At 56.3% G+C, this 22,745-nt stretch carries 21 protein-coding genes; 11 read left to right on the top strand and 10 right to left on the bottom strand.

Translation table 11 applies throughout. The features are described 5' to 3' along the window. Position 1: 1 nt before the first annotated feature. The 5 genes from WFK85_RS03215 to dapA form a co-directional block, all read right to left on the bottom strand. Entirely contained in the window at positions 2 to 1,987 is a 1,986-nt protein-coding gene (locus WFK85_RS03215) for a tRNA(Met) cytidine acetyltransferase TmcA (RefSeq protein ID WP_336707003.1), read from the bottom strand. A 51-nt stretch (positions 1,988 to 2,038) separates the two neighbouring features. Continuing rightward, the gene (gene ypfJ, locus WFK85_RS03210; RefSeq protein ID WP_034809797.1) at positions 2,039 to 2,917 is read right to left on the bottom strand and encodes a KPN_02809 family neutral zinc metallopeptidase; all 879 of its coding nucleotides are present in this window, start codon (positions 2,915 to 2,917) and stop codon (positions 2,039 to 2,041) included. 139 nt (positions 2,918 to 3,056) lie between these two features. Beyond that, positions 3,057 to 3,770, bottom strand: coding sequence for a phosphoribosylaminoimidazolesuccinocarboxamide synthase (gene purC, locus WFK85_RS03205; protein WP_008460193.1), 714 nt, complete (start codon positions 3,768 to 3,770; stop codon positions 3,057 to 3,059). A 97-nt stretch (positions 3,771 to 3,867) separates the two neighbouring features. Then, positions 3,868 to 4,902, bottom strand: coding sequence for an outer membrane protein assembly factor BamC (gene bamC / locus WFK85_RS03200; protein ID WP_008460194.1), 1,035 nt, complete (start codon positions 4,900 to 4,902; stop codon positions 3,868 to 3,870). Positions 4,903 to 4,918: 16 nt separating this feature from the next. After that, the gene (gene dapA, locus WFK85_RS03195) at positions 4,919 to 5,797 is read right to left on the bottom strand and encodes a 4-hydroxy-tetrahydrodipicolinate synthase (protein ID WP_008460195.1); all 879 of its coding nucleotides are present in this window, start codon (positions 5,795 to 5,797) and stop codon (positions 4,919 to 4,921) included. A 146-nt stretch (positions 5,798 to 5,943) separates the two neighbouring features. Between dapA and WFK85_RS03190 the strand changes: the two genes are divergently transcribed. Further along, complete coding sequence (locus WFK85_RS03190) at positions 5,944 to 6,498, top strand: glycine cleavage system transcriptional repressor (RefSeq protein ID WP_336706795.1); 555 nt, start codon at positions 5,944 to 5,946, stop codon at positions 6,496 to 6,498. Between the two features lie 15 nt (positions 6,499 to 6,513). After that, positions 6,514 to 6,984, top strand: a complete 471-nt coding sequence (gene bcp, locus WFK85_RS03185; RefSeq protein ID WP_008460197.1) for a thioredoxin-dependent thiol peroxidase — start codon at positions 6,514 to 6,516, stop codon at positions 6,982 to 6,984. 56 nt (positions 6,985 to 7,040) lie between these two features. On the opposite strand, the gene WFK85_RS03180 is transcribed toward bcp, so the two are convergent. Further along, entirely contained in the window at positions 7,041 to 8,117 is a 1,077-nt protein-coding gene (locus WFK85_RS03180; RefSeq protein WP_008460198.1) for an AI-2E family transporter, read from the bottom strand. 202 nt (positions 8,118 to 8,319) lie between these two features. Between WFK85_RS03180 and bepA the strand changes: the two genes are divergently transcribed. After that, the gene (gene bepA / locus WFK85_RS03175; RefSeq protein ID WP_166990684.1) at positions 8,320 to 9,783 is read left to right on the top strand and encodes a beta-barrel assembly-enhancing protease; all 1,464 of its coding nucleotides are present in this window, start codon (positions 8,320 to 8,322) and stop codon (positions 9,781 to 9,783) included. An 11-nt stretch (positions 9,784 to 9,794) separates the two neighbouring features. After that, positions 9,795 to 10,151 carry an arsenate reductase (glutaredoxin) gene (gene arsC, locus WFK85_RS03170; RefSeq protein WP_166990681.1) on the top strand — a complete coding sequence of 119 codons (357 nt, stop codon included), beginning with the start codon at positions 9,795 to 9,797 and terminating at the stop codon, positions 10,149 to 10,151. A gap of 32 nt (positions 10,152 to 10,183) precedes the next feature. On the opposite strand, the gene opgB is transcribed toward arsC, so the two are convergent. Continuing rightward, on the bottom strand, positions 10,184 to 12,472 hold the full coding sequence (gene opgB / locus WFK85_RS03165; protein ID WP_336706791.1) for a phosphatidylglycerol--membrane-oligosaccharide glycerophosphotransferase: 2,289 nt from the start codon (positions 12,470 to 12,472) through the stop codon (positions 10,184 to 10,186). Between the two features lie 433 nt (positions 12,473 to 12,905). Here opgB and ahpC point away from each other — a divergent pair, with 433 nt between their 5' ends. Together ahpC and ahpF are read left to right on the top strand one after the other, a co-directional pair. Beyond that, a complete protein-coding gene (ahpC, locus tag WFK85_RS03160; protein WP_008460202.1) occupies positions 12,906 to 13,469 on the top strand; it encodes an alkyl hydroperoxide reductase subunit C in 564 nt (187 codons plus the stop codon). Between the two features lie 77 nt (positions 13,470 to 13,546). Then, positions 13,547 to 15,115 (top strand): alkyl hydroperoxide reductase subunit F, encoded by a 1,569-nt coding sequence (gene ahpF, locus WFK85_RS03155; protein WP_336706789.1) that lies wholly within the window; start codon positions 13,547 to 13,549, stop codon positions 15,113 to 15,115. Between the two features lie 83 nt (positions 15,116 to 15,198). On the opposite strand, the gene cysS is transcribed toward ahpF, so the two are convergent. Next, positions 15,199 to 16,584, bottom strand: coding sequence for a cysteine--tRNA ligase (gene cysS, locus WFK85_RS03150; protein ID WP_008460204.1), 1,386 nt, complete (start codon positions 16,582 to 16,584; stop codon positions 15,199 to 15,201). Positions 16,585 to 16,759: 175 nt separating this feature from the next. Here cysS and ppiB point away from each other — a divergent pair, with 175 nt between their 5' ends. The 5 genes from ppiB to mnmH all read left to right on the top strand — a co-directional run bounded on the left by ppiB (position 16,760) and on the right by mnmH (position 20,916). Next, positions 16,760 to 17,254 (top strand): peptidylprolyl isomerase B, encoded by a 495-nt coding sequence (ppiB, locus tag WFK85_RS03145; RefSeq protein WP_008460206.1) that lies wholly within the window; start codon positions 16,760 to 16,762, stop codon positions 17,252 to 17,254. Further along, positions 17,254 to 17,976, top strand: coding sequence for a UDP-2,3-diacylglucosamine diphosphatase (gene lpxH, locus WFK85_RS03140; protein ID WP_336706786.1), 723 nt, complete (start codon positions 17,254 to 17,256; stop codon positions 17,974 to 17,976). Before ppiB ends, lpxH begins: the two co-directional genes overlap by 1 nt. 139 nt (positions 17,977 to 18,115) lie before the next feature. Further along, entirely contained in the window at positions 18,116 to 18,625 is a 510-nt protein-coding gene (gene purE / locus WFK85_RS03135) for a 5-(carboxyamino)imidazole ribonucleotide mutase (protein ID WP_336706784.1), read from the top strand. Beyond that, positions 18,622 to 19,692, top strand: a complete 1,071-nt coding sequence (purK, locus tag WFK85_RS03130) for a 5-(carboxyamino)imidazole ribonucleotide synthase (protein WP_336706782.1) — start codon at positions 18,622 to 18,624, stop codon at positions 19,690 to 19,692. Before purE ends, purK begins: the two co-directional genes overlap by 4 nt. Before the next feature lie 126 nt (positions 19,693 to 19,818). Then, the gene (mnmH, locus tag WFK85_RS03125) at positions 19,819 to 20,916 is read left to right on the top strand and encodes a tRNA 2-selenouridine(34) synthase MnmH (RefSeq protein WP_336706781.1); all 1,098 of its coding nucleotides are present in this window, start codon (positions 19,819 to 19,821) and stop codon (positions 20,914 to 20,916) included. Here the strand turns inward: mnmH and WFK85_RS03120 are convergent. Then, a complete protein-coding gene (locus WFK85_RS03120; RefSeq protein WP_336706779.1) occupies positions 20,906 to 22,114 on the bottom strand; it encodes an MFS transporter in 1,209 nt (402 codons plus the stop codon). The genes mnmH and WFK85_RS03120 overlap by 11 nt on opposite strands. 288 nt (positions 22,115 to 22,402) lie before the next feature. After that, a complete protein-coding gene (locus WFK85_RS03115) occupies positions 22,403 to 22,621 on the bottom strand; it encodes a hypothetical protein (RefSeq protein WP_286180173.1) in 219 nt (72 codons plus the stop codon). Positions 22,622 to 22,745: the final 124 nt, after the last annotated feature.

Here is a 22,745-nt window from a genome sequence, read left to right as displayed (position 1 = left end):
GTTAGTGGAATTTTTGCAATTGCATAATGCCGTGGTGCAGCTCCGCCGTGCGATTCCGATCGAGATTTTCCAACGCGCTTTGGGCTTCCTCACGCATCAGTGCAAGCAGTGCTTTTTTGCCGGAAAGCCCCAACCGCTGGCTGAGCGCCTCATTGCTTTCAAGTTGTTGCAGCCGCCCGCGAAGCGCATGCAGCGGTAAAACGGACGCCAGCAAAAGGCGATTCAACGCCCCCAGACAGGCTTCCAGCGGACGATGCGCGAAAGCAAAACCGGATAACTCTTCCCAGTCTTCGGAACGCAAAGCAAATGAAGCATTCTCGGGTAAAGACAAAGCCAGCTCGAGCCACGTTTTCTGCCACGGCCAGTCTCGCTGTAACCGCTGCTGCTCATTTTCCATCAGCGACTGGCCTTCTGGCGTCAGCGGCAATAACGCCATGGCGCTGTAGCAGCCGCTGCTGGCTTCTTTATGGCTGCCGATTCGCACCAGCTCAAAACCACAGCGTTGCCAGAAGCGCCACAGTTCATCGGTATAGCCGAAGCTGACCGAAAGATAATCACATTGATGATTCACCGCCTGCCGCGCATGTTCAATCATGCTGGCACCAATATGCTCGCGCTGACGCAGAGGATGAACCGCAATGCGGCTGACGCGCAATCCGCGAAGCGTAGCGGCCAGCGGGCTTCCACCGTGCGCCGCCAGCGATTGTGCCACCAGATTACCTCTCGGGCGCCGGAACCCGGCCCACACGCAACGGCTTAGCGTTGCATCGAGTCCACCTTCTTCAACCAGCCACAAAGCGCCTGCACACTGCTCTTTGATAATGGCCGCGATAAAATGCTGGCCGGGCGCATCAAGCATTCGCCGCCAGTCGAGCGGCGAGGTACGGTAATGTGCGCCCGAAAGCAGCCGATACATCTGCTTTAATTGCTCAGGGTTACTAAGCCAGTCTGCCTGCTCAACAACCTGTAAAACGGGATTGCCTTGCGGGAATTGCGCCAGATCCGGCTCATCAAAAAGCATGATCTTGTCAATCACCTGCTCCAGCGGATCGTTCGGCGCCCAGCGGATCGGCGTATTCAGCGTGAAAAGCTTGAGGGACGGAAATGTCGCACAGAATTTCAGTAAAAATCCGCGCCCGGTTCCCTCGTACCCCTGCACCGTCGTGGTCAGTAAAACGCGGGGGAAACGCTCTATTAGCTGGCGTAGCAGCGGGGTCGGAATAGCGGCGGCCTCGTCCACAATCAGCCAGTCATATGCCGCGAATTCACGCTCTGCGGCCAGCGCGTCCGGGGCCATAAACTGAAATGATTCGCCCGCATAGCTTGCCAGCACGTCGGTGGCGGCCTTCGCGGGCGCTGTCACGAGACAAGCACCTGGTGTCCGGTCAACGAGCATGCCCGCCAGCGCAGATTTCCCCCGGCCTCTGGCCGCCGTTACTACCGCCACGCCGCGCGCCATCCCGGACAAATTATCAAGGATAGCGGCCTGCTCTTGCTCCGGCGCACCGCTGGCGGGCTGCCAGACCGGGCGGTGAGCAAAAGGATTCAGGGTGAATGATTTATGCTGCTGCCACAGCACGGCTTCTGAATCTTGCCGTATGCAGCGCTGAAGATGGGAAACAAAATGGGGGGTCGGAATCGCCTGTGGCGCATCGCTCCAGCGGCCGGAATCTTCATCCGGAAGCGAAGCCCAGCGCGACCACTCAGGCGTCAATAGCAGCAACCAACTGCCCGCTTTGAGCATCCCGGAAAGCGCAGCGAAGGCGGCGGCATCCAGGCCTCGCCTGGCATCAAAAACGGCATGCTGAAACTCACGCCCAAGCATGCTGCGCACTGCCGAGGGCGCGCAATGCAAAGGCAACTCAGGGGAAGAGCCAACCCACAGCCAGTCTCCGGGTAAAGAAGTCGACAGCGTTGCAACCTGCTCGCTGCTCCACGGACTATCACCGGCCAGCACCATCAGCCGGCGGATGCCCGTCTGCCGCATATGCGCCGTTGCCTGCTGCATCGGCGCGATGAAAGTTGCTGCGGTCATCGATTAACGGAGCGTATTGCCGAAGGTGTTGCACTGGGCCGGATCGCCGCTGTCAAAACCCCGTTTGAACCAGGTATAGCGCTGCTCGGAAGTGCCGTGGGTAAAACTGTCCGGCACCACTCGGCCCTGGCTTTGCTGCTGCAGGCGGTCGTCCCCAATGGCTTCAGCAGCATTGAGCGCTTCTTTCAGGTCACCTGAATCAAGCACCTGCTGTTTCTGCATGCTGTTCCCCCAGACGCCGGCGAAGCAGTCGGCCTGAAGTTCCATTTTTACCGACAGGCGATTAGCTTCGGCCTGAGAAGCATTCTGCTGTAGCTGGCGCACTTTCGGTTCAATACCCAACAGCTTCTGCACGTGATGCCCCACTTCGTGAGCAATGACGTAGCCCTGGGCAAAGTCGCCGCCCGCCCCAAGTTTGTTGCGCATATCATCGTAGAAGGAGAGGTCGATATAAACGGTGCTGTCCGCCGGGCAATAGAACGGCCCCATCACGGACTGGCCGGTACCGCAGCCGGTGCGCGTTGCCCCGCGGTACATCACCAGCTTAGGCTGCTGGTAGGTACGCCCCATCTTCTGGAAAATTTCACCCCATGTATCTTCGGTTGTCGCCAAAATGACCGAGGTAAATTTGGCGGCTTCGTCGTCTTTCGGGCTGATGGAGCGCTGCTGGGAAGACTGCTGAGAAACCTGCGGCTCGCCGGACAGGAAGGAAGTAAGATCGACGCCGTAATAGCTTGCCACAATGACCACGACCAGCAGCACCAGCCCGCCTTTTCCGCGTGGGATGCGAAAACCGCCGCCGCCCATGCTCATTCCAGGGCCAGAGGCGTCATTGCGCCTGTCTTCTACATTGTCGCTTTCGCGACGTCCTTGCCAACGCATACGCTCGTCCTCATTAACAATCACAACATGTAATGGATAGATCGTAGGTGGTTACCGGCAGGATTACCATAAGAACAGACAGCGAAAAAACAGGGTGCGCAAAAACGCACCCCATTGCGCAACGTAAACGATTGCGTAGTTAGTCTAATTTAACGCCGAGACGGTGAGCAACTTCCTCGTACGCTTCAATCAGGCCACCCAGACTCTGGCGGAAACGGTCTTTGTCCATTTTATCAAGCGTTTGCTTGTCCCACAGGCGGCTGCCGTCCGGGGAGAATTCGTCACCCAGCACCACTTCGCCTTTGAACAGCCCAAACTCCAGCTTGAAGTCAACGAGGATCAGGCCAGCGTCATCAAACAGTTTGCTCAGTACGTCGTTAGCTTTGTAGCTCAGTTCACGCATGCGGGCCAGATTCTCTTTGCTCACCCAGCCAAAGGTTTCGCAGTAAGATTCATTGACCATCGGGTCATGCATGGCGTCGTTTTTCAGGAACAGATCGAACAGCGGCGGGTTCAGCTCAATACCTTCTTCAATACCAAGGCGCTTCACCAGTGAACCCGCGGCGCGATTACGAATCACGCACTCTACCGGCACCATGTCGAGCTTCTTCACCAGCACTTCGTTGTCAGAAAGCAGCGCTTCCATCTGGGTCGGGATACCCGCTTCTTCCAGTTTGGCCATAATGAAATGGTTAAACTTGTTGTTTACCATGCCTTTACGGTCGAACTGCTCGATGCGCGCCCCGTCACCTGCTGACGTATCGTTACGGAATTCGAGCACCAACAGATCCGGATTTTCGGTACTGTAAACGGTCTTCGCTTTGCCGCGATACAACTCAGCTTGCTTTTGCATCTTTCTTACTCCAGGTATAGCGATCGCTTGCGCAATCGAGGGGGGTTAATACATAAGGCTTAAATAACAAGGGCCGGAATTAACCGGCCCTTGAGTATTACTTGCTGAATGCTGCCTGGAAGACAGCGACCAGTGCATCGTTCTGAGACTGCGTCAGCGGGTGCCCTTTCGGATCGATGAACTGCAGGCTGCTGCGGTTATCGAGGTCGCCAACCTGCAGCTTATAGTCGCCGTTGGTGAGCCCAGGATCTTTCGCCCCCAGATCACTCCAGCTGCTGTCAGACAGCGCTTTGTAGGTTACCGCGATATTGCCCTGAGAGCGGGTTGTATCGGTGACCTTCATGCCCACTTTTTCAAGCGCGGCCGGCAGGCGGTTCCACACGACGTTGAACGGCGCACGAACGACCAGCATTGGCAGCCCGGTATCATCCGCGGCACTCTGCACGTCAAGCTGTGCTGAGCTGCGGTTGTCCAGCGCATTCTGGCGGGTCGTTTCAGACTTATCGAGACCGGCACTGATGATGTTCAGCATTTGCGCGCTATAGCGCTGCAGAGATGAAGCATCCGCCACCGGCTTGCCGCCCTGCTCCAGGTTCAGCAGCTTAACGACGACTGACTGCTGGTAGCCCTGAGGCTGCACGCTAATCTGGTAGCGGCCACGATACTGGACGTCTTCGTCAGCGCGGTTCCACTGAACCCAGTCGGTTGTCAGGGTCTGGCTGGCATCGTTGCGCTGGGCAATAGCGTAGTTCCCGGCTTGCAGGATACTGACCACCTGAGGCCAAAGGCCGCTTGCCTTGTTAGCTTCAACCTGCAGCGTGGCGGTATCACCGGTGAACTGAGTACGAGCCCCGTTCACCAATGCCAGCGCCTGCGCCGGCGGGCGAATATCCAGCTGCTTGCCTACAGCACCGCTGCCGTTGGTGACCGGAATGTTGTAGTCGCCATTCTGAATCGGCAGGATCATCCCGGCCGGAGAGTGGATTTCCGCAAGTGGGGTCGCATCCAGGTAGGACTCATCGCCGCTAACCTGACGCTTGTAACGCTGATCGGAACTGCACGCCGCTAACAGCATGGCGAGCGAAACAACAGCAACTTTTGCCACCGTCGACTTCTGTACTGAGTAAGCCATCAAATCTCCCTAAGCTTTACAGCAGACCGGCATGCTTAAGCGCGCTGATAATCACCGGGCGACTGGCGTCGGTCAGCGGCGTCATCGGCAGGCGTAAGGTGTCGGTTGCCACAAGACCCAACTCCCTCGCGGCCCATTTCACCGGGATAGGGTTAGGTTCTACAAACAATTTATGGTGCAGCGGCATCAGACGCTGGTTAATTTCGCGAGCCTGTGCAAATTGCCCTGAGGTGGCAAGTTTACACATTTCTGCCATTTCACGCGCGGCTACGTTTGCCGTCACGGAAATCACGCCGTGGCCGCCAAGCTGAATGAAGTCCAGCGAGCTGGCGTCATCACCGCTCACCAGGATGAAGTCATCTTCAACCAGCTCTTTGATCTGGTTTACGCGGCTTAAGTTCCCGGTGGCTTCTTTGATACCGATAATATTTTTGATTTTCGCCAGGCGGCCAACGGTTTCCGGCAGCATGTCACAGCCGGTACGCGACGGCACGTTATACAGCATCTGCGGCAGATGGGTGCTTTCAGCAATCGCTTTAAAGTGCTGGAACAGACCTTCCTGAGTAGGACGGTTGTAATACGGGGTGACCGTCAGGCAGCCCACAATGCCGCTGTCCTGCAGGTGATGCGTCAGGGAAATCGCTTCGGAAGTGGCGTTAGCCCCGGTACCGGCAATGATCGGGATACGCCCGTCCGCCAGTTCCACGGTAAGCTTCACTACATCGACGTGTTCGTCGTGGCTTAAGGTAGCCGATTCGCCGGTAGTCCCTACCGAGACAATCGCCGATGTTCCGCTGGCGACATGGTAATCAATCAGTTTTTTCAGGCTGGACCGGCAGACATTACCTTTCTCATCCATCGGCGTAATTATCGCGACAACACTTCCCGTAAACATTAGCCACCCTCTGTGCAAACATGTTCTCCAATGTTACGTTTGGTGCCATAGCAAAAGCAAGCCGCCAGAAGGCGCTAAGCGGTTGGCAGCATACTTTTTTTATGCTTTCCTAATGTGAATCTCACCGATTGACAGGAAGAACACGTTTGACACCCTCATCACACCATTATTTGGTTATCACAGCCCTGGGGGCGGACCGTCCGGGTATCGTCAATACCATCACACGTCACGTAAGCAGCTGCGGCTGTAATATCGAAGACAGCCGGCTGGCGATGCTGGGTGAAGAGTTCACCTTTATCATGCTGCTTTCCGGCACCTGGAACGCGATAACCCTGATCGAATCCACTCTGCCGCTAAAGGGCGCCGAACTCGATCTGTTAATTGTGATGAAACGCACAACCGCGCAGGAAAGACCGGCCACGCCGGCCACGGTTTGGGTGCAGGTTGAAGTGGCAGACTCGCCGCACCTGATTGAGCGATTTACCCATCTGTTTGATACCCATCAAATGAACATTGCCGAGCTTGTTTCCCGCACTCAGCCCGCTGACAACGGCGTGGGGCCACGTCTGTATATTCAGATCACGGCCCACAGCCCCGGTTCACAGGATGCGACAATTATCGAGCAAGCGTTTAAAGCCCTATGTACAGAACTGAAAGCAGAAGGCACTATTAACGTGGTTAACCCACAGCAAGATGATTAAAGACGGAGAGTAGTGATGAGCCCACTGAAAGCCGGTGATATTGCACCGAAATTTAGCTTGCCCGATCAGGACGGCGAACAAGTAAATTTAACCGACTTCCAGGGACAGAGAGTTCTGGTTTATTTCTATCCAAAAGCGATGACACCAGGCTGCACCGTGCAGGCATGTGGTTTGCGCGACAACATGGATGAGTTGAAAAAGCGTGGCGTGGAAGTGCTGGGCATCAGCACCGACAAGCCGGAAAAACTTTCCCGTTTTGCCGAGAAAGAGCTGCTTAACTTCACCCTGCTTTCTGATGAAGACCACGAGGTTTGCAATCAGTTTGGCGTGTGGGGCGAGAAATCTTTTATGGGTAAAACCTACGACGGCATTCACCGCATCAGCTTCCTGCTGGACGGCGACGGTAAAGTGGAAAAGGTGTTTGACGATTTCAAAACCAGCAACCACCACGATATCGTTGTGAACTGGCTGACCGAAAACGCCTAAGTACAGATAAAGAACAGATAAAAAAGCCGACATCTCAGTCGGCTTTTTTCTGATTGTTATTCCCGGCTCGTCGCGTCATCCACCGCTGAAGCATCCGGCCAGGCGTGAACCACGGCTTTAATCAGCGTTGCCAGCGGGATTGCAAAGAACACGCCCCAGAATCCCCACAGCCCGCCAAAAATCACCACTGACAGAATAATCACCAGCGGATGAAGATTCACCGCCTCCGAGAACAGCACCGGCACCAGCAGGTTGCCGTCCAGCGCCTGAATAATCAGATACACGCCAAAGAGCGTCCAAAACTCAGTGCCCAGACCAAACTGGAACAGCGCCACGCAAATCACCGGAATAGTGACCACAAACGCGCCGATGTAAGGAATTAGCACCGAGAAGCCAACCAGCACCGCCAGCAGCAGCGAGTAATTCAGCCCGAAAATAATAAAGCCGATATAGGTCGCCACGCCCACGACAATCATCTCCAGCACTTTGCCGCGAATATAGTTGGTGATTTGCTGGTTCATCTCCAGCCAGACTTGCCCGGCCAGACCGCGGTTGCGCGGCAGAACACGGCGCACGGCATTCAGCATCTGCTCTTTGTCCTTCACCAGGAAGAACACCATCAGCGGCACCAGAATCAGGTAAATAGCCAATGTCAGCAGCCCAACCAACGACGCCAGCGAGAATTTCACCACCTGGTCGCCCATGCCGGAAAGCCGACTGCGAACGTTTTCGGCCATGGCGTCAATAATGCCCGCATCCACCAGCGCCGGATAACGCTTCGGCAATGTGGCGGCAAAATCGGAAAGTTTGTTGAGCATCCCCGGCATATCACGAATCAGGTTGATGCCCTGCTGCCAGGCGACGGGCGCCACAAACAGCACCATCAGCAGCAAAATGCCGACAAACAGCACCAGCACAATGGTGGTGGCCCACGTTCGGGAACAGCCAATACGCTCGAGGCGCACCGTAGGCCACTCAAGCAAATAGGCCAGAACAATGGCAACCAGCAGCGGTGCCAGCAGACCGTGCAGGAAGAACAGGATGCAAAAACCCGCCACCAGAATAACCAACAGGGCAATCGCCTCCGGGTCGCTGAAGCGACGGCGATACCACTGCAACAACATGTCGAGCATACATCCCTTCCGTGAAGTTTTTTTTGATGCCGAATTGTATCGAAATGTCACCGCAAAGACTTTGCTTTTTACGGCGGATTACAAAGGAGAATCCACCAAATAAAATCTTCGCAGCTTCAACGCCCTACAGTACACTTCTTTAAGCGAACAAACTTGTACTCATCGTGTCAAAATCTGACAACGACTAAACGGGACAGTAGTTATGGTTAGGCAGTTGAAAAAGACCCTGATTGCAACACTTACGGCCTCACTGCTGGTAGGAACCCTACTGCCAGCGCGCGCGGATGTGACTGACCAACTCCCAGATATGGGAACATCCGCGGGCAGCACGCTGTCTATCGCACAGGAAATGCAGATGGGCGATTTTTACGTCCGCCAGCTGCGCGGTAGCGCCCCGCTGATTAACGATCCGCTGCTGACGCAGTACATCAACTCACTGGGCATGAGGCTGGTTAGCCACGCTAATTCGGTGAAGACCCCGTTCCACTTCTTCCTGATCAACAACGACGAAATCAACGCCTTCGCCTTCTTTGGCGGCAATGTGGTGCTGCACTCGGCGCTGTTCCGTTATGCCGATACGGAAAGCCAGCTGGCTTCTGTTATGGCTCACGAAATCTCCCACGTCACCCAGCGTCACCTGGCGCGTGCGATGGAAGATCAAAAGAAAAATGCGCCCCTGACCTGGGTGGGAGCCTTAGGCTCAATTCTGCTGGCAATGGCCAGCCCCCAGGCCGGGATGGCCGCCCTGTCCGGGACGCTGGCCGGGACGCAACAAGGCATGATCAGCTTTACGCAGCAGAATGAGCAGGAAGCTGACCGCATCGGTATTCAGGTACTCCAGCGTTCGGGGTTTGATCCTCAGGCGATGCCTGGCTTCCTCGAAAAACTGCTCGATCAGGCCCGCTACTCCTCTCGTCCACCAGAAATTCTGCTGACCCACCCATTGCCGGAAAGCCGCCTGGCGGATGCCCGCAACCGCGCCAACCAAATGCGCCCGGTGGTGGTTCAGTCCTCGGAAAGTTTCTACATGGCAAAGGTTCGCACCCTGGGAATGTATAACTCGGGCCGCAATCAGCTAACCCCGGATCTGCTGGATGCCTGGTCAAAAGGCAACGTGCGCGAGCAAAACGCGGCGCAATATGGTCGCGCGCTGCAGGCTTTGCAGGCGGATAAATACGACGAGGCAAGAAAAACGCTTCAGCCACTGATTAACGCCCAGCCGGGCAACCCGTGGTATCTCGATCTGGCCACCGATATCGATCTCGGCCAGCACAAAGCCAACGACGCGATCAACCGGCTGAAAAACGCCCCGGACCTGAAGAATAACCCGGTGCTGCAGCTGAACCTCGCCAATGCTTACCTGGAAGGCGGGCAGACCGCCGAGGCAGCAACGCAGCTTAATCGCTACACATTCGCTCACCCTGACGACACCAACGGCTGGGATTTATTGGCTCAGGCTCAGGGGAAACTGGGCAACCGCGATCAGGAGTTAGCGGCTCGCGCCGAGGTCATGGCGCTCAATGGCCGTCTGGATCAGGCCATTTCAATGCTCAGTAGCGCCAGCTCGCAGGTGAAACTCGGCAGTCTGCAGCAGGCGAGGTACGACGCCCGGATCGATCAGCTGCGCCAGCTTCAGCAGCGCTTTAAACCTTATATGAAGATGTAACAGGAGTCCGTATGTCCACGAAGGTCGAAATTTATCACAACCCGCGCTGCTCCAAGAGCCGTGAAACGCTGAACCTGTTGAAGGAAAAGGGCGTCGAGCCCGAAGTGGTGCTCTACCTGGAAACGCCGCCTGACGCAGCTACCGTCAAATCACTGCTGAAGAAACTGGGCTTTACCAGCGCCCGGGAGCTGATGCGCCGCAAAGAAGACTTGTACAAAGCACTGAAGCTGGACGACGCCAGCCTCAGCGAAGAAGCGCTCATTCAGGCGATGATTGAGCACCCGAAACTCATCGAGCGCCCAATCGTACTGGCCAACGGCAAAGCCCGTATTGGCCGCCCGCCGGAACAGGTGCTCGAGATCCTCTGACCTGCCCCGCCCGTTCCCTCTCCGGGAACGGGTTAGCCGCTCACCGGCACAATTTTCAGCTCAGCCAGCCCCACGCCAATCTTACGCGGTTCATGCCCCAGAATATTGCCTTCGTTGGACAGCTGCGGCTTCGGCGGCTCAATAGTCAGCACTTTGCTGCCTGCCGGGTTATCAAAACGCAGCGTGACGGTAGAAAGCTGGTCGCCAAAAGTAATGGTTTGCTCTTCATCACCCACCTTAACCGAAACCGGCTCGCCGACGTTTGGCCCAAAGGCTTTGGCCACCAGCACCAGATCAAACGTGGTCGGCAGCGGATCCTGATACTCAATGGTCACCACGTGCGCCATATTGGCGTTCGACCAGCGGCCCCAGGCTTCCGGGCGTGAAATGCCGCTGTACTGCTTCACGCTCTGCGGTGCTCCGGCCACGTTAAAGATAAAGCTGTCCGCCTGGTAGCGAATGTTGTTCTCATCCGCCTTCAGCAGAGCCACATTATTTTTGAAACGATCGTTACTCAGCGTTTGCTCGTCAAACTGCACGTTGTATTCATCCAGCGGTTTGTCCACCAGCCGCACAGTTGGCTCTCCACCAAGCTGCCCCTGGGCCACGCACAGCCCGGTAGAAAGCGCGAGCTGCGGTTCCCACAGGCGCGCCATTTTGTAGCAGCGGTCAGCCCAGATAAACCGGTCATCGCTTTTAAAATCCGCCAGCTGATAGCGCAGCGGCGCGGAGTACTCGCTTTCCGGCAGCGGTTCAATTTTGCCTTTACCGATTTTCAGCAATAACGGCAGCTTGAAGTGCGCGCCAGAATAACTGAACGTGTTCTTCTTCTGATCGATGCTGTAGCGGCTGATGGTTTTCGGGAAGTTCCACAGATCGATCACGTCCGGTTTCCACTCGGTAACCTTCTCTTTCAGGTTGGTAAAGACCATCGACAGAGACTCGCCCGACAGGCTGCTGCGCCCCAGGCCGATGTAGTTCCCCCCGCCGAGGATATCCAGCACCGTCGCGCCGTTATCCATCGTGTTACGCTTCACGGCTTTTATTTCCGCCTGCGGTTTATCGCCGCGAATGACAAAGAACAGGTTCTGCCTGTCCTGCTTCGTCAGGTATTTATACGCCGTGTTGTTCATCGCCAGATGGTCGGAAGAGACCACGATCACCGTGTTACGGAAATACGGCGAGGCTTTGATTTTGTCTATCAGCGCCGCGATATGCTCCTGGCTGCAGGAAACGGCGCTGAAAGATCGGTTTTCTTTGCCCCCGTAGCTGTAGCTGCGGCGGTTACATGTTCTCGAGATAAAGCCATCGGGGTGATGCGTGTCGACCGTCAGGGTAAACAGCGAGAAACGCTTCCCGGCTTTAGAAAGCTCGATAAACTTGTCATAAGCTTCGTCCAGCACCGTATCGTCGTAAAAGCCCCAGTTATTCTTGTAATTCGGGTCCGCCACCATTCCCTTCAGCTCCTGCGCGCCGTACATATGCTCGAAGCCGTGGGACTGCAGGAAAATGTCTTTACCCGCAAAGCGCAGGTCCGCGCCCTGGATAAAGTAGTTTTGATAGCCGGATGCCTTAAGAATATCCCCGAGGCAGATGTTCTTCGGGAAGAAGCTCGACATTGACGCCGAGGAGTTCCCCTCGAAAGGTGCAAACAGCGGGATACCGCACTGCGAGGCCACAATGCCCGCAATGGTGTAGTCCATCCCCGCCATCTGCCCGGTATGGCTGAAATCGATCGCCTGGCTTTTCAGAGCGTTCAGCTCGGGCGCTAAGCCAGGAAACGTCTGCTCATCAAAATAGGTGCGTTCCAGACTTTCGCCGTAGATATAAACCAGGTTGAGCTTCGGCTGTTTAATGGTGCCTTCCGGGACTTTATACCAGTCGGCAAAGTCAGACGTGCCGGTGCGGGTCTGGGATTTAATCAGCGACACCACCTGCTGGTAGGCAGGCGTTGTTTTGATTGAAAACAGGGCCAGAAACAGCGCCAGGGCACTGTAGCCCAAATGATGAGGATGATTCTTCCGGCGTAAAATCCAGGTCAGACCGCCAAAAATCGCAATCAACCCGACGGCGAGGCCCAGCCCAGGCAAAATGTATTTGCCGACGCCCGCGCCTGTCATGCTGCTGGTGAGCGTATAGAGCACCGCGTCGTTAATGCCTTCGCCGGTAAAATAATTACTGGCCAGCAACGTCACGTTGAGCACGATAAACAGGCCGAGCATCAGCAGGATGATCGACAGCCACCAGATATTTCGACCCGCCTTTACCGCATATACGGCAATAGCTGCCAAAAACAGCACCAAAGAAAGCAATTCGGACAATGCCAATACCTCAACCCTCGCGCAGCCTGGCGCGATTATTCATGCAGAAAAATAACAGCCGGTAATTTAACCTTACCGTCATATAGCTGCAATTCCCCTGACATTACTTTGCTCACCAGCTCGACTTTTCAGAATATCCCGCGAATTTTAGGACTGATGACCTTTAATAGTTTTCAACGATTACAACCATCGCTACTACAACGAACCGGGGAATTGACCTTTTTAAGGCTAAAGTGCTGTAATTTCGCCGCTGTTATAATTTTTTAAAGTGGAATTGTAACGCGCAACACCGGCCACCCCCGCAACGGGTGGCCTTTTTTATGCCCGCCGCATAGCTGTTAGGAAATACCTCTTGATTCAATAAAGCCTACCCATTAGTGACGCAGTTCAAAATTCGGTACCTTTCTCCCATCGCAAAACGGAGGAAGTTTAGATGTCTTTAATTAATACCAAAATCAAACCATTCAAAAACCAGGCTTTTAAAAACGGCGAATTCGTTGAAGTTACGGAAAAAGATACCGAAGGCCGCTGGAGCGTTTTCTTCTTCTACCCGGCTGACTTCACTTTCGTTTGCCCGACCGAACTGGGCGACGTGGCTGACCATTACGAAGAACTGCAGAAACTGGGCGTAGACGTGTATTCCGTTTCTACCGACACCCATTTCACCCACAAAGCGTGGCACGGCAGCTCTGAAACCATCGCTAAAATCAAATACGCGATGATCGGCGACCCAACCGGCGCACTGACCCGTAACTTCGAAAACATGCGTGAAGACGAAGGTCTGGCAGACCGCGCTACCTTCGTGGTTGACCCACAGGGCATCATCCAGGCTATCGAAGTGACCGCCGAAGGCATTGGCCGTGACGCGTCTGACCTGCTTCGTAAAGTGAAAGCGGCTCAGTACGTCGCTTCCCACCCAGGCGAAGTTTGCCCGGCTAAATGGAAAGAAGGTGAAGCGACTCTGGCTCCATCTCTGGACCTGGTCGGCAAAATCTAAGTTTTACCCGCGTTACCCTCTTTTATTTTACGGCTGCTCCGGCAGCCGTTTTTTTCTCGCCACCAGGGAGACTGACCATGCTCGACACAACAATGAAAACCCAGCTCAGAGCCTATCTTGAGAGACTAACGAAACCTGTTGAGTTGATTGCCACGCTGGACGACGGCGCGAAATCATCTGAAGTAAAAGAACTGCTGGCAGACATCGCTGAGTTATCCGACAAAGTTTCTTTCAGCATTAATAACGACCTGCCGGTGCGCAAACCGTCGTTTTTAATCACTAACCCAGGCTCAAGCCAGGGCCCGCGCTTTGCCGGCTCTCCGCTGGGTCACGAATTCACTTCCCTGGTGCTGGCTTTGCTCCAGGTCGGCGGTCACCCGTCCAAAGAATCTCAGGATCTGCTGGCGCAAATCCGTGAGATCGACGGTGACTTCCACTTTGAAACCTATTATTCCCTCTCCTGCCACAACTGCCCGGACGTTGTGCAGGCGCTGAACCTGATGAGCGTGCTGAATCCGCGCATCACCCATACTGCTATCGACGGCGGCGTTTACCAGAATGAAATTCAGGCACGCAATGTGATGGGCGTGCCTGCCGTGTTCCTGAACGGCAAAGAATTTGGTCAGGGCCGCATGACGCTGGCTGAAATCGTGGGCAAAATTGATACCGGCGCAGAAAAACGCGCGGCGGAAGCGCTGAACCAGCGTGAGGCTTATGACGTACTGATCGTCGGCAGCGGCCCTGCGGGCGCGGCGGCGGCGGTCTATGCGGCGCGTAAAGGCATCCGTACTGGCCTGATGGGCGAACGCTTCGGCGGCCAGGTGCTGGATACCGTGGATATCGAAAACTACATTTCCGTGCCGAAAACCGAAGGCCAGAAGCTTGCGGGCGCGCTGAAAGCCCACGTGGACGACTATGACGTGGACGTGATCGACACCCAAAGCGCCAGCAAGCTTATCCCGGCGAAAACCGAAGGCGGCCTGCACCAGATCCAAACGGCATCAGGCGCCACGCTGAAAGCACGCAGCATTATCGTGGCGACCGGCGCAAAATGGCGCAACATGAACGTGCCGGGTGAAGATCAGTACCGCACCAAAGGCGTGACCTACTGCCCGCACTGCGACGGCCCGTTGTTCAAAGGCAAGCGCGTGGCGGTCATCGGCGGCGGGAACTCCGGCGTGGAAGCGGCCATTGACCTGGCGGGTATCGTTGAGCACGTCACCCTGCTGGAATTTGCCCCGGAAATGAAGGCCGATCAGGTTCTGCAGAACAAAGTGCGCAGCCTGAAAAACGTCGACATCGTGCTCAACGCCCAGACGCTGGAAGTGAAAGGCGACGGCAGCAAAGTGACCGGCCTGCAGTATAAAGACCGCGTGACCGAAAGCGTGCATGACGTTGCCCTGGCCGGCATCTTCGTGCAAATCGGCCTGCTGCCGAATACCACCTGGCTGGAAGGCAGCGTGGAGCGCAACCGCATGGGTGAAATTATCATCGACGCGAAATGCGAAACCACCGTGAAAGGCGTATTCGCCGCGGGCGACTGCACCACCGTGCCTTACAAACAGATCATCATCGCCACTGGCGAAGGCGCGAAAGCCTCCCTGAGCGCGTTTGATTACCTGATTCGCACCTCAGCCCCGGAATAAAGCACCTGCCAATCAGGCCGCGCCACAGCGGCCAGCCATAAAAAAAGCGGCCTGTCATAGGCCGCTTTTTCACGTTCTAAATGTTACTTACGACGCCAGGTTGTGCCGCCCGCGCCATCTTCCAGCACAATGCCCATCTCGTTCAGGCGGTCACGCGCCTGGTCCGCCAGCGCCCAGTCTTTCGACTGACGCGCATCGTTACGCTGCTTGATCAGCGCTTCGATTTCCGCCACTTCGCCGTCGTCCGCCTGCGCGCCGCCCTGCAGGAACTGCTCCGGATCCTGCTCCAGCAGGCCCAGAATTGCGGAGAGCTTACGCAGCGCCGCCGCCAGTCCGTTTGCCGCCGCAAGATCTTCCGCTTTAAGGCGGTTCACTTCGCGGGCCATATCGAACAGCACGGAGTAGGCTTCCGGGGTGTTGAAGTCATCGTCCATCGCTTCGCGGAAGCGGGCTTCGAAGGCTTCGCCCCCGGCTGGCGCCACGCTACTGTCGGTCCCACGCAGCGAGGTGTACAGACGCTCCAGCGCCGAGCGAGCCTGTTTCAGGTTCTCTTCACTGTAGTTGAGCTGGCTGCGGTAGTGGCCGGACATCAGGAAGTAACGCACGGTTTCCGCGTCGTAATACTTCAGCACGTCACGCACGGTAAAGAAGTTACCCAGGGATTTGGACATCTTCTCGCGGTCAACCATCACCATCCCGGAGTGCATCCAGGTGTTGACGTACTCGCCGTCGTGGGCACAGGTAGATTGCGCGATTTCGTTCTCGTGGTGCGGGAACATCAGATCGGAGCCGCCGCCGTGAATATCAAAGTGGTTGCCCAGCTCTTTGCAGTTCATGGCGGAACATTCGATATGCCAGCCCGGCCGGCCTTCGCCCCACGGAGACGTCCACGCAGGCTCGCCTGGCTTGGACATTTTCCACAGCACGAAGTCCATTGGGTTGCGCTTCACGTCAACCACGTCCACGCGCGCACCCGCCTGAAGCTGATCCAGATCCTGGCGAGACAGCAGGCCATAATTCGGGTCGGTCAGCACCGAGAACATCACATCGCCGTTTTCCGCCACATAGGCGTGATCGCGAGCCAGCAGCTGTTCAACAATTTCGATGATTTCCGGAATGTGTTTGGTCGCACGCGGCTCGCTGTTCGGGCGTGAAATGTTCAGCGCGTCGAAATCTTTGTGCATTTCGACGACCATGCGGTCGACCAGCGCCACAAAGTCTTCGCCATTTTCATGGGCGCGCTTAATGATTTTATCGTCGATGTCGGTGATGTTACGCACGTAGTTCAGCTCATAGCCGAGAGAACGCAGGTAGCGCGCCACCACGTCGAACGCAACAAAAGTACGGCCATGGCCGATATGACAGAGATCGTAAACGGTGATACCACACACGTACATGCCTACCTTTCCGGCATGAATAGGTTTGAATTCCTCTTTTTGGCGAGTCAGTGTATTAAATATTTTTAACATCAGGGGATTCCATGTAAGCGTGTGGAAGAATACTCCCGGTTATCTTACCCGATTATTTTCCCCGACGGCAGTCTGCTTTGCATTACTGACTATGATGTAGCGTTATGCTATAACAGCGTGCTGGTACGATGGCACCGTTTGCCGCCGTACTCTCTGACACTCATAGGATGCAAGCATGGTTACTTTTCACACTAATCACGGCGACATCGTCATCAAAACTTTTGATGATAAAGCGCCTGTTACCGTTAAAAACTTCCTGGACTACTGCCGCGAAGGCTTCTACAACAACACCATTTTCCACCGTGTGATCAACGGCTTTATGATCCAGGGCGGCGGTTTCGAACCGGGTATGAAGCAGAAAGCGACCAAAGACACCATTCAGAACGAAGCGAATAACGGCCTGAAAAACACCCGTGGTACGCTGGCAATGGCTCGTACCCAGGCTCCGCACTCTGCTACCGCACAGTTCTTCATCAACGTGGCCGACAACGACTTCCTGAACTTCAGCGGCGAAAGCCTGCAGGGTTGGGGCTACTGCGTGTTCGCAGAAGTGGTTGAAGGGATGGACGTGGTTGAGAAAATCAAAGCCGTTTCCACCGGCCGCAGCGGTATGCACCAGGATGTACCGAAAGAAGACGTTATTATCGAAAGCGTGACCGTCAGCGAATAATGTCGACGCTGTTTATTGCAGATTTACACCTCTGCCCAGAAGAACCGGCGATCACCGCCGGTTTTCTGCGTTTCTTAGCCGGTGAAGCCCGCCAGGCGGATGCGCTCTATATTCTTGGCGATCTGTTCGAAGCCTGGATTGGCGACGACGCGCCGGAGCCGCTCTACCAGCAAATCGCCGCGGCCATTAAAGCGGTGGTTGATACCGGCATTCCCTGCTATTTCATTCACGGCAACCGGGACTTTTTACTCGGCAAGCGCTACGCCAAAGCCAGCGGCATGACGCTGCTGCCGGAAGAAAAGCTCCTCGATGTTTATGGCCGAAAAATCCTGATCATGCACGGCGACACGCTGTGTACCGACGACGCAGGCTATCAGGCGTTTCGCCGCAAGGTTCATCAGCCGTGGCTGCAGAAGCTCTATCTCGCCCTGCCGCTGTTTATTCGCCAGCGTATTGCCGACCGCATGCGCGCCGACAGCCAGGCGGCGAATAATATGAAGTCGCTGGAGATCATGGACGTAAACCCGCAGGCGGTGGTCGACACTCTCACCCGCCACAACGTTCAATGGCTGATTCATGGGCATACCCATCGTCCGGCTATTCACGAACTTGAGGCTAACGGGCAACCCGCTTTCCGCTGCGTGTTAGGCGCGTGGCATAAAGAAGGGTCGATGATCAAAGTCACGCCGGAGAACGTCGAGCTGATTCATTTTCCTTTCTGACCTAAAAGCCCGCTTTTTTGCCGATTCGTTAACCACGCAACCGTTTTCCTTGCCGGAAGTTCGTGCTATTCTCTGAGCCCTTCTGAACGGGCGCCCGTCGCCCGATGATGTCTGCACACCCACAGGAGTTTTGAGACGCATGTCTTCTGAGCACACCCCGGCGCGTATCGCCATTGTTATGGGTTCCAAAAGTGACTGGGCCACCATGCAGTTCGCCGCTGAAATCCTTACCGCCCTGAATGTCCCTCACCATGTCGAAGTCGTCTCCGCCCACCGCACGCCGGATAAGCTTTTCAGCTTTGCCGAGCAGGCCGAAACCAATGGCTACCGGGTGATCATCGCCGGAGCCGGTGGCGCAGCGCACCTGCCGGGTATGCTGGCTGCGAAAACCCTGGTCCCGGTGCTGGGTGTGCCGGTTCAAAGCGCTGCTCTGAGCGGCGTGGACAGCCTTTATTCTATCGTCCAGATGCCGCGCGGCATTCCTGTCGGCACGCTGGCCATCGGTAAAGCCGGAGCCGCCAACGCCGCCCTGCTTGCCGCGCAGATCCTGGCCCTGCATGACGCAGAACTGAGCCAGCGCCTGGCAACCTGGCGTCAAACCCAGACCGACGAAGTGCTGGATAATCCGGACCCACGGAGTGAAGCATGAAACGCGTCTGTATTTTAGGTAACGGCCAGCTGGGGCGCATGCTCCGCCAGGCCGGTGAGCCGCTGGGCATTGCCGTTTACCCTGTCGGGCTGGACGCCGAGCCGGAAGCCGTGCCGTTCGCCCAGAGCGTGATCACCGCCGAGATTGAACGCTGGCCGGAAACCGCGCTGACCCGCGAACTGGCGCGCCATAACGCCTTCGTTAACCGCGATATCTTCCCGATCATCGCCGACCGCCTGACGCAAAAGCAGCTGTTCGATAAGCTCGGCCTGGCCACCGCGCCGTGGCAGTTGCTCTCCGGCAGCCACGAATGGCAGGACGTGTTCACCCAGCTGGGCTCTCTGGCTATCGTAAAGCGCCGCGTGGGCGGCTACGATGGCCGCGGCCAGTGGCGCTTACATGCCGATGAAACCGACCAACTGCCGGAAGAGTGCTACGGCGAATGCATCGTCGAGCAGGGTATTAACTTCTCCGGCGAAGTTTCTCTGGTAGGCGCGCGCGGCCACGACGGCAGCACGGTGTTCTACCCGCTGACCCACAACCTGCATCAGGACGGCATTCTGCGCACCAGCGTTGCCTTTCCGCAGGCCAATGCCGACCAGCAGCGCCAGGCCGAAACCATGCTTACCGCCATCATGCACGAGCTGGGCTACGTCGGCGTGATGGCGATGGAGTGCTTCGTCACGCCAGCCGGCCTGCTGATCAACGAGCTGGCCCCGCGCGTACACAACAGCGGGCACTGGACACAAAACGGCGCCTCTATCAGCCAGTTCGAGCTGCACCTGCGCGCCATCGTGGATTTGCCGCTGCCGCAGCCTGTCGTTAATGCGCCGTCGGTGATGGTGAACCTGATCGGCACCGACCTGAACTATGCCTGGCTGAAGCTGCCGCTTGTGCATCTGCACTGGTACGACAAAGAAGTTCGTCCGGGCCGCAAAGTCGGTCACCTCAACCTGAACGACAGCGATACCGGCCGCCTGAGCGCCTCGCTGGAAGCCCTGGTTCCCCTGCTCCCGGCAGAATACGCCAGCGGCATCGCCTGGGCGCAGAGCAAGCTGGTGAAGTAAAACCGCACCTCGTCTGACCCTCTGTTTGACTTTAGAGGGTCAGACCATTTTCCCCCTTCCCCTTTCCTTTGCCCGACCAGAAGCGCACAATCCCCCCGTTTCGCCGCTTCAGACTAAGGTTATGCCATGGAAAAACGCCCCAACACGCAGGATTATGACCGCCTGCTGCTCAACGACATTCCGCTGATTGACGTTCGCGCCCCAGTAGAGTTCGCTCAGGGTTCAATGCCCACCGCCCATAACTTACCGTTGATGCTGGACGACGAACGCGCGCAGGTCGGGACGTGCTATAAGCAGCAGGGCCAACAGGCCGCTGTCGAACTGGGGCACCGGCTGGTCAGCGGCGAGCGAAAAGCCAGCCGAATCGAACGCTGGCTGGAAAGCTGCCGCCAGCAGCCGGAAGGCTATTTATGCTGTGCCAGAGGCGGAATGCGTAGCCACATCGTGCAGCAGTGGCTGCGGGAAAACGGCCTCGAGTACCCGCTGGTCACCGGCGGCTACAAAGCCCTGCGCCAGCATGCCATGCAGATAATCGACACCCGTTCTCAGTCGCCGATGATTATCGTCAGCGGCAACACCGGCTGCGGTAAAACTATCCTGATCCGCTCGCTGCCGACGGGCGTTGACCTTGAAGGCCTGGCGCACCATCGCGGCTCGTCGTTTGGCCGCACAATTGTCGCCCAGCCCTCTCAAGCCAGTTTCGAAAACAATCTCGCCGTCACCCTGCTGAAAATCAGCCCGGCTGAACCAACCAGGCTGGTTGTGGAGGATGAAGGCCGGATGATTGGCTCCCGCCATATCCCCGAAGCCTTCAGGGAACAGATGCTGCGCTCGCCGATTGTGGCCATTGAGGATCCGTTCGAGCTGCGGCTGGAGCGCCTCCAACACGAATACTTCCGGCAGATGAGCGAGGCGTTTTTATCCGTCAGCGAGGAAGAAACCGCGTGGCGCGATTACGCCGAGTATCTGCACCACGGTCTGTTTGCCATCCGCCGCCGCCTGGGCATGGAACGCTTTCAGCAGTTCACCGCCAGGCTGGACGAAGCCTTGTTAACCCAGCGGAAAACCGGCTCCTGCGAAGGCCATCTGGCCTGGCTGTCGCCGCTGCTGAAAGAGTATTACGACCCGATGTATCGCTATCAGCTCAGCCAGAAGGCCGACCAGATCGTCTTCCGGGGGGATTACCAGCAGGTCGAAGCCTGGCTGCGCAGCGTTAACGAGTAGCCGATTTTTCCCCGGAGGCGAGCGTCAGCCCTAGTCCGGTCACCGCCAGCCCAACCAGCGGAATGCCCACTGCCCACGGCAACGTAAACGCCAGCGCGAACAATGCCGTGCCGGTAGCCGGCCCCACCGATCCCTGCAGATCGCTCACCACCGAAAGTGCCGCCATGTAGGTCGCGCGCAGCCGCGCCGGGGCTAACTTGTTCACCGCCGTCGGGATCAGCGGGCCGGTCATCATCTGGGACAGAGAATAAAGGCAGACCGCCATCACCAGCGTGACGACGTGTGGATGAGCCAATAGCAAAACAAAGGCAGCGATCAGCGCCAAACCCGCACTGAGCGTGATAAACAATGCAGAGCGTCGGGCAAACAGCTTCGTTAAGGCCAGCTGGCCGACCGTGTTAATCCCCGCCCCGAACGCGAACAAATAGCCGATGCTTGCGGCGCTCATTCCCATCTGATTGCTGGCATACAGCGGCATGACGGCTTCCACCCAGCTCCCGGCCACGCCCAGCAGCAGCACCCAAATCAGCACCCCGGCCAGACGGCGGTCCCGAAACGCGGGCAGCAGCGCGCTGAGCCCCTCTTCATCGTCGGCCTCATCGTCCACTCCAGCGGCCAACGGACGCGTTTCCGCCAGAGAGATCGCCAGCATCAGGCCGCCGACCACCATTCCCGAACCTCCGGCCAGAAAAACGTAGCCCAGCCCCTCTTGCACCAGTACCGTGCCCAGCAGCGGCCCGGCAATCGCGCCTGCACCGGAACACACGCGCATGATGCTGAACTGGCGGCGGTGCTCCGAGGCTGGCGTGGCGTCCGCCACCACGGTGTAAATGGTCGGATGCAGCACCGATTCAAACAGGCCAATAACGATCAGCACAGCGGCGGCGGCAAAAACGCCGTGCGCAAAGAACAGCGCGATAAAGCCCGCCCCAACGCCGGTCGCCGAAATAATCAACACGGGCCTTCTGCCCACGCGATCGGCAATCCCGCCGATAAACGGCGCGGCCAGCAGCTCGCCCCCGGCATAGCAGCCGAACAGCAGGCCAATAAACTCCACCGGGATAGCGGCAGACTGCTGCGCCCACAGCGGGAAAAAAGGCACAATCGCGCCGTCGACCAGGCCAACGATGAAATAGAGGATAAAGCCCAGAACGTGGGGCTTGCGGTACGAAATAAGGGGGGATACAAAAATTGCCATTATGTTACCCAAGTACAATTACCCCGAATGCCGGGGAGAATATGTACGTTGGATAACGTTAACGTTTACGACTTGCGAGAAGCAGGAGGGATACTAGCCAATCGCCGGGCAAAGGGCAACTGTGAGATTTGGGGCAACCTGGATACAAATTTTCAAAGATACGCCGCCCCCTATGTCACCAAGTTCTCTGAACCGCAAACTATCACCCACACATCAAAACATCTGCGTTGGCTCGGAATAAACATGAAATCTAAATTCAGCTAAAGGTTACCAAAATCCAAATGAGCTTTATTTGGCAAAGAAAAAAAGGAAAGCCAATACTGTCATGATCGCCGCTGCCCATTTCCATTTCTTCGATTGCTCAAAGTAAAAAAATAGCATCTGAGATAGAGATATAAAGAGTAATATTACCCCTGAAAAAACGACATCGTTATTGCTGCCATTACCTAATGCCCCCCTGGGAAATGCCGAATCCATATCATATATGACATCATATTTATCAACCATAGATAAATACATCGCAGCCATACACAATAGATAAAACAGAACAAGCACAACCCTAATAAACACTCTCATTCTGCCCCCTACTGCAAAACCAGTCTGTTAAAGTGCGGCCAATGCTTGACAATAA

Source organism: Cedecea sp. VD22 (genome assembly GCF_037150195.1).
GTDB lineage: Bacteria > Pseudomonadota > Gammaproteobacteria > Enterobacterales > Enterobacteriaceae > Cedecea.
Note: the sequence above shows the minus strand (reverse complement) of the source record. Positions and strands in the feature narration are given on the sequence as shown.

What these genes read in the sequence shown, in the direction of transcription:
- WFK85_RS03215 (WP_336707003.1), bottom strand. Translation starts at nt 1,987, where the DNA reads ATGCGGCAGACGGGCATCCGCCGGCTGATGGTGCTGGCCGGTGATAGT.
- ypfJ (WP_034809797.1), bottom strand. Translation starts at nt 2,917, where the DNA reads ATGCGTTGGCAAGGACGTCGCGAAAGCGACAATGTAGAAGACAGGCGC.
- purC (WP_008460193.1), bottom strand. Translation starts at nt 3,770, where the DNA reads ATGCAAAAGCAAGCTGAGTTGTATCGCGGCAAAGCGAAGACCGTTTAC.
- bamC (WP_008460194.1), bottom strand. Translation starts at nt 4,902, where the DNA reads ATGGCTTACTCAGTACAGAAGTCGACGGTGGCAAAAGTTGCTGTTGTT.
- dapA (WP_008460195.1), bottom strand. Translation starts at nt 5,797, where the DNA reads ATGTTTACGGGAAGTGTTGTCGCGATAATTACGCCGATGGATGAGAAA.
- bcp (WP_008460197.1), top strand. Translation starts at nt 6,514, where the DNA reads ATGAGCCCACTGAAAGCCGGTGATATTGCACCGAAATTTAGCTTGCCC.
- WFK85_RS03180 (WP_008460198.1), bottom strand. Translation starts at nt 8,117, where the DNA reads ATGCTCGACATGTTGTTGCAGTGGTATCGCCGTCGCTTCAGCGACCCG.
- bepA (WP_166990684.1), top strand. Translation starts at nt 8,320, where the DNA reads ATGGTTAGGCAGTTGAAAAAGACCCTGATTGCAACACTTACGGCCTCA.
- arsC (WP_166990681.1), top strand. Translation starts at nt 9,795, where the DNA reads ATGTCCACGAAGGTCGAAATTTATCACAACCCGCGCTGCTCCAAGAGC.
- ahpC (WP_008460202.1), top strand. Translation starts at nt 12,906, where the DNA reads ATGTCTTTAATTAATACCAAAATCAAACCATTCAAAAACCAGGCTTTT.
- ahpF (WP_336706789.1), top strand. Translation starts at nt 13,547, where the DNA reads ATGCTCGACACAACAATGAAAACCCAGCTCAGAGCCTATCTTGAGAGA.
- cysS (WP_008460204.1), bottom strand. Translation starts at nt 16,584, where the DNA reads ATGTTAAAAATATTTAATACACTGACTCGCCAAAAAGAGGAATTCAAA.
- ppiB (WP_008460206.1), top strand. Translation starts at nt 16,760, where the DNA reads ATGGTTACTTTTCACACTAATCACGGCGACATCGTCATCAAAACTTTT.
- lpxH (WP_336706786.1), top strand. Translation starts at nt 17,254, where the DNA reads ATGTCGACGCTGTTTATTGCAGATTTACACCTCTGCCCAGAAGAACCG.
- purE (WP_336706784.1), top strand. Translation starts at nt 18,116, where the DNA reads ATGTCTTCTGAGCACACCCCGGCGCGTATCGCCATTGTTATGGGTTCC.
- purK (WP_336706782.1), top strand. Translation starts at nt 18,622, where the DNA reads ATGAAACGCGTCTGTATTTTAGGTAACGGCCAGCTGGGGCGCATGCTC.
- mnmH (WP_336706781.1), top strand. Translation starts at nt 19,819, where the DNA reads ATGGAAAAACGCCCCAACACGCAGGATTATGACCGCCTGCTGCTCAAC.
- WFK85_RS03120 (WP_336706779.1), bottom strand. Translation starts at nt 22,114, where the DNA reads ATGGCAATTTTTGTATCCCCCCTTATTTCGTACCGCAAGCCCCACGTT.
- WFK85_RS03115 (WP_286180173.1), bottom strand. Translation starts at nt 22,621, where the DNA reads ATGGTTGATAAATATGATGTCATATATGATATGGATTCGGCATTTCCC.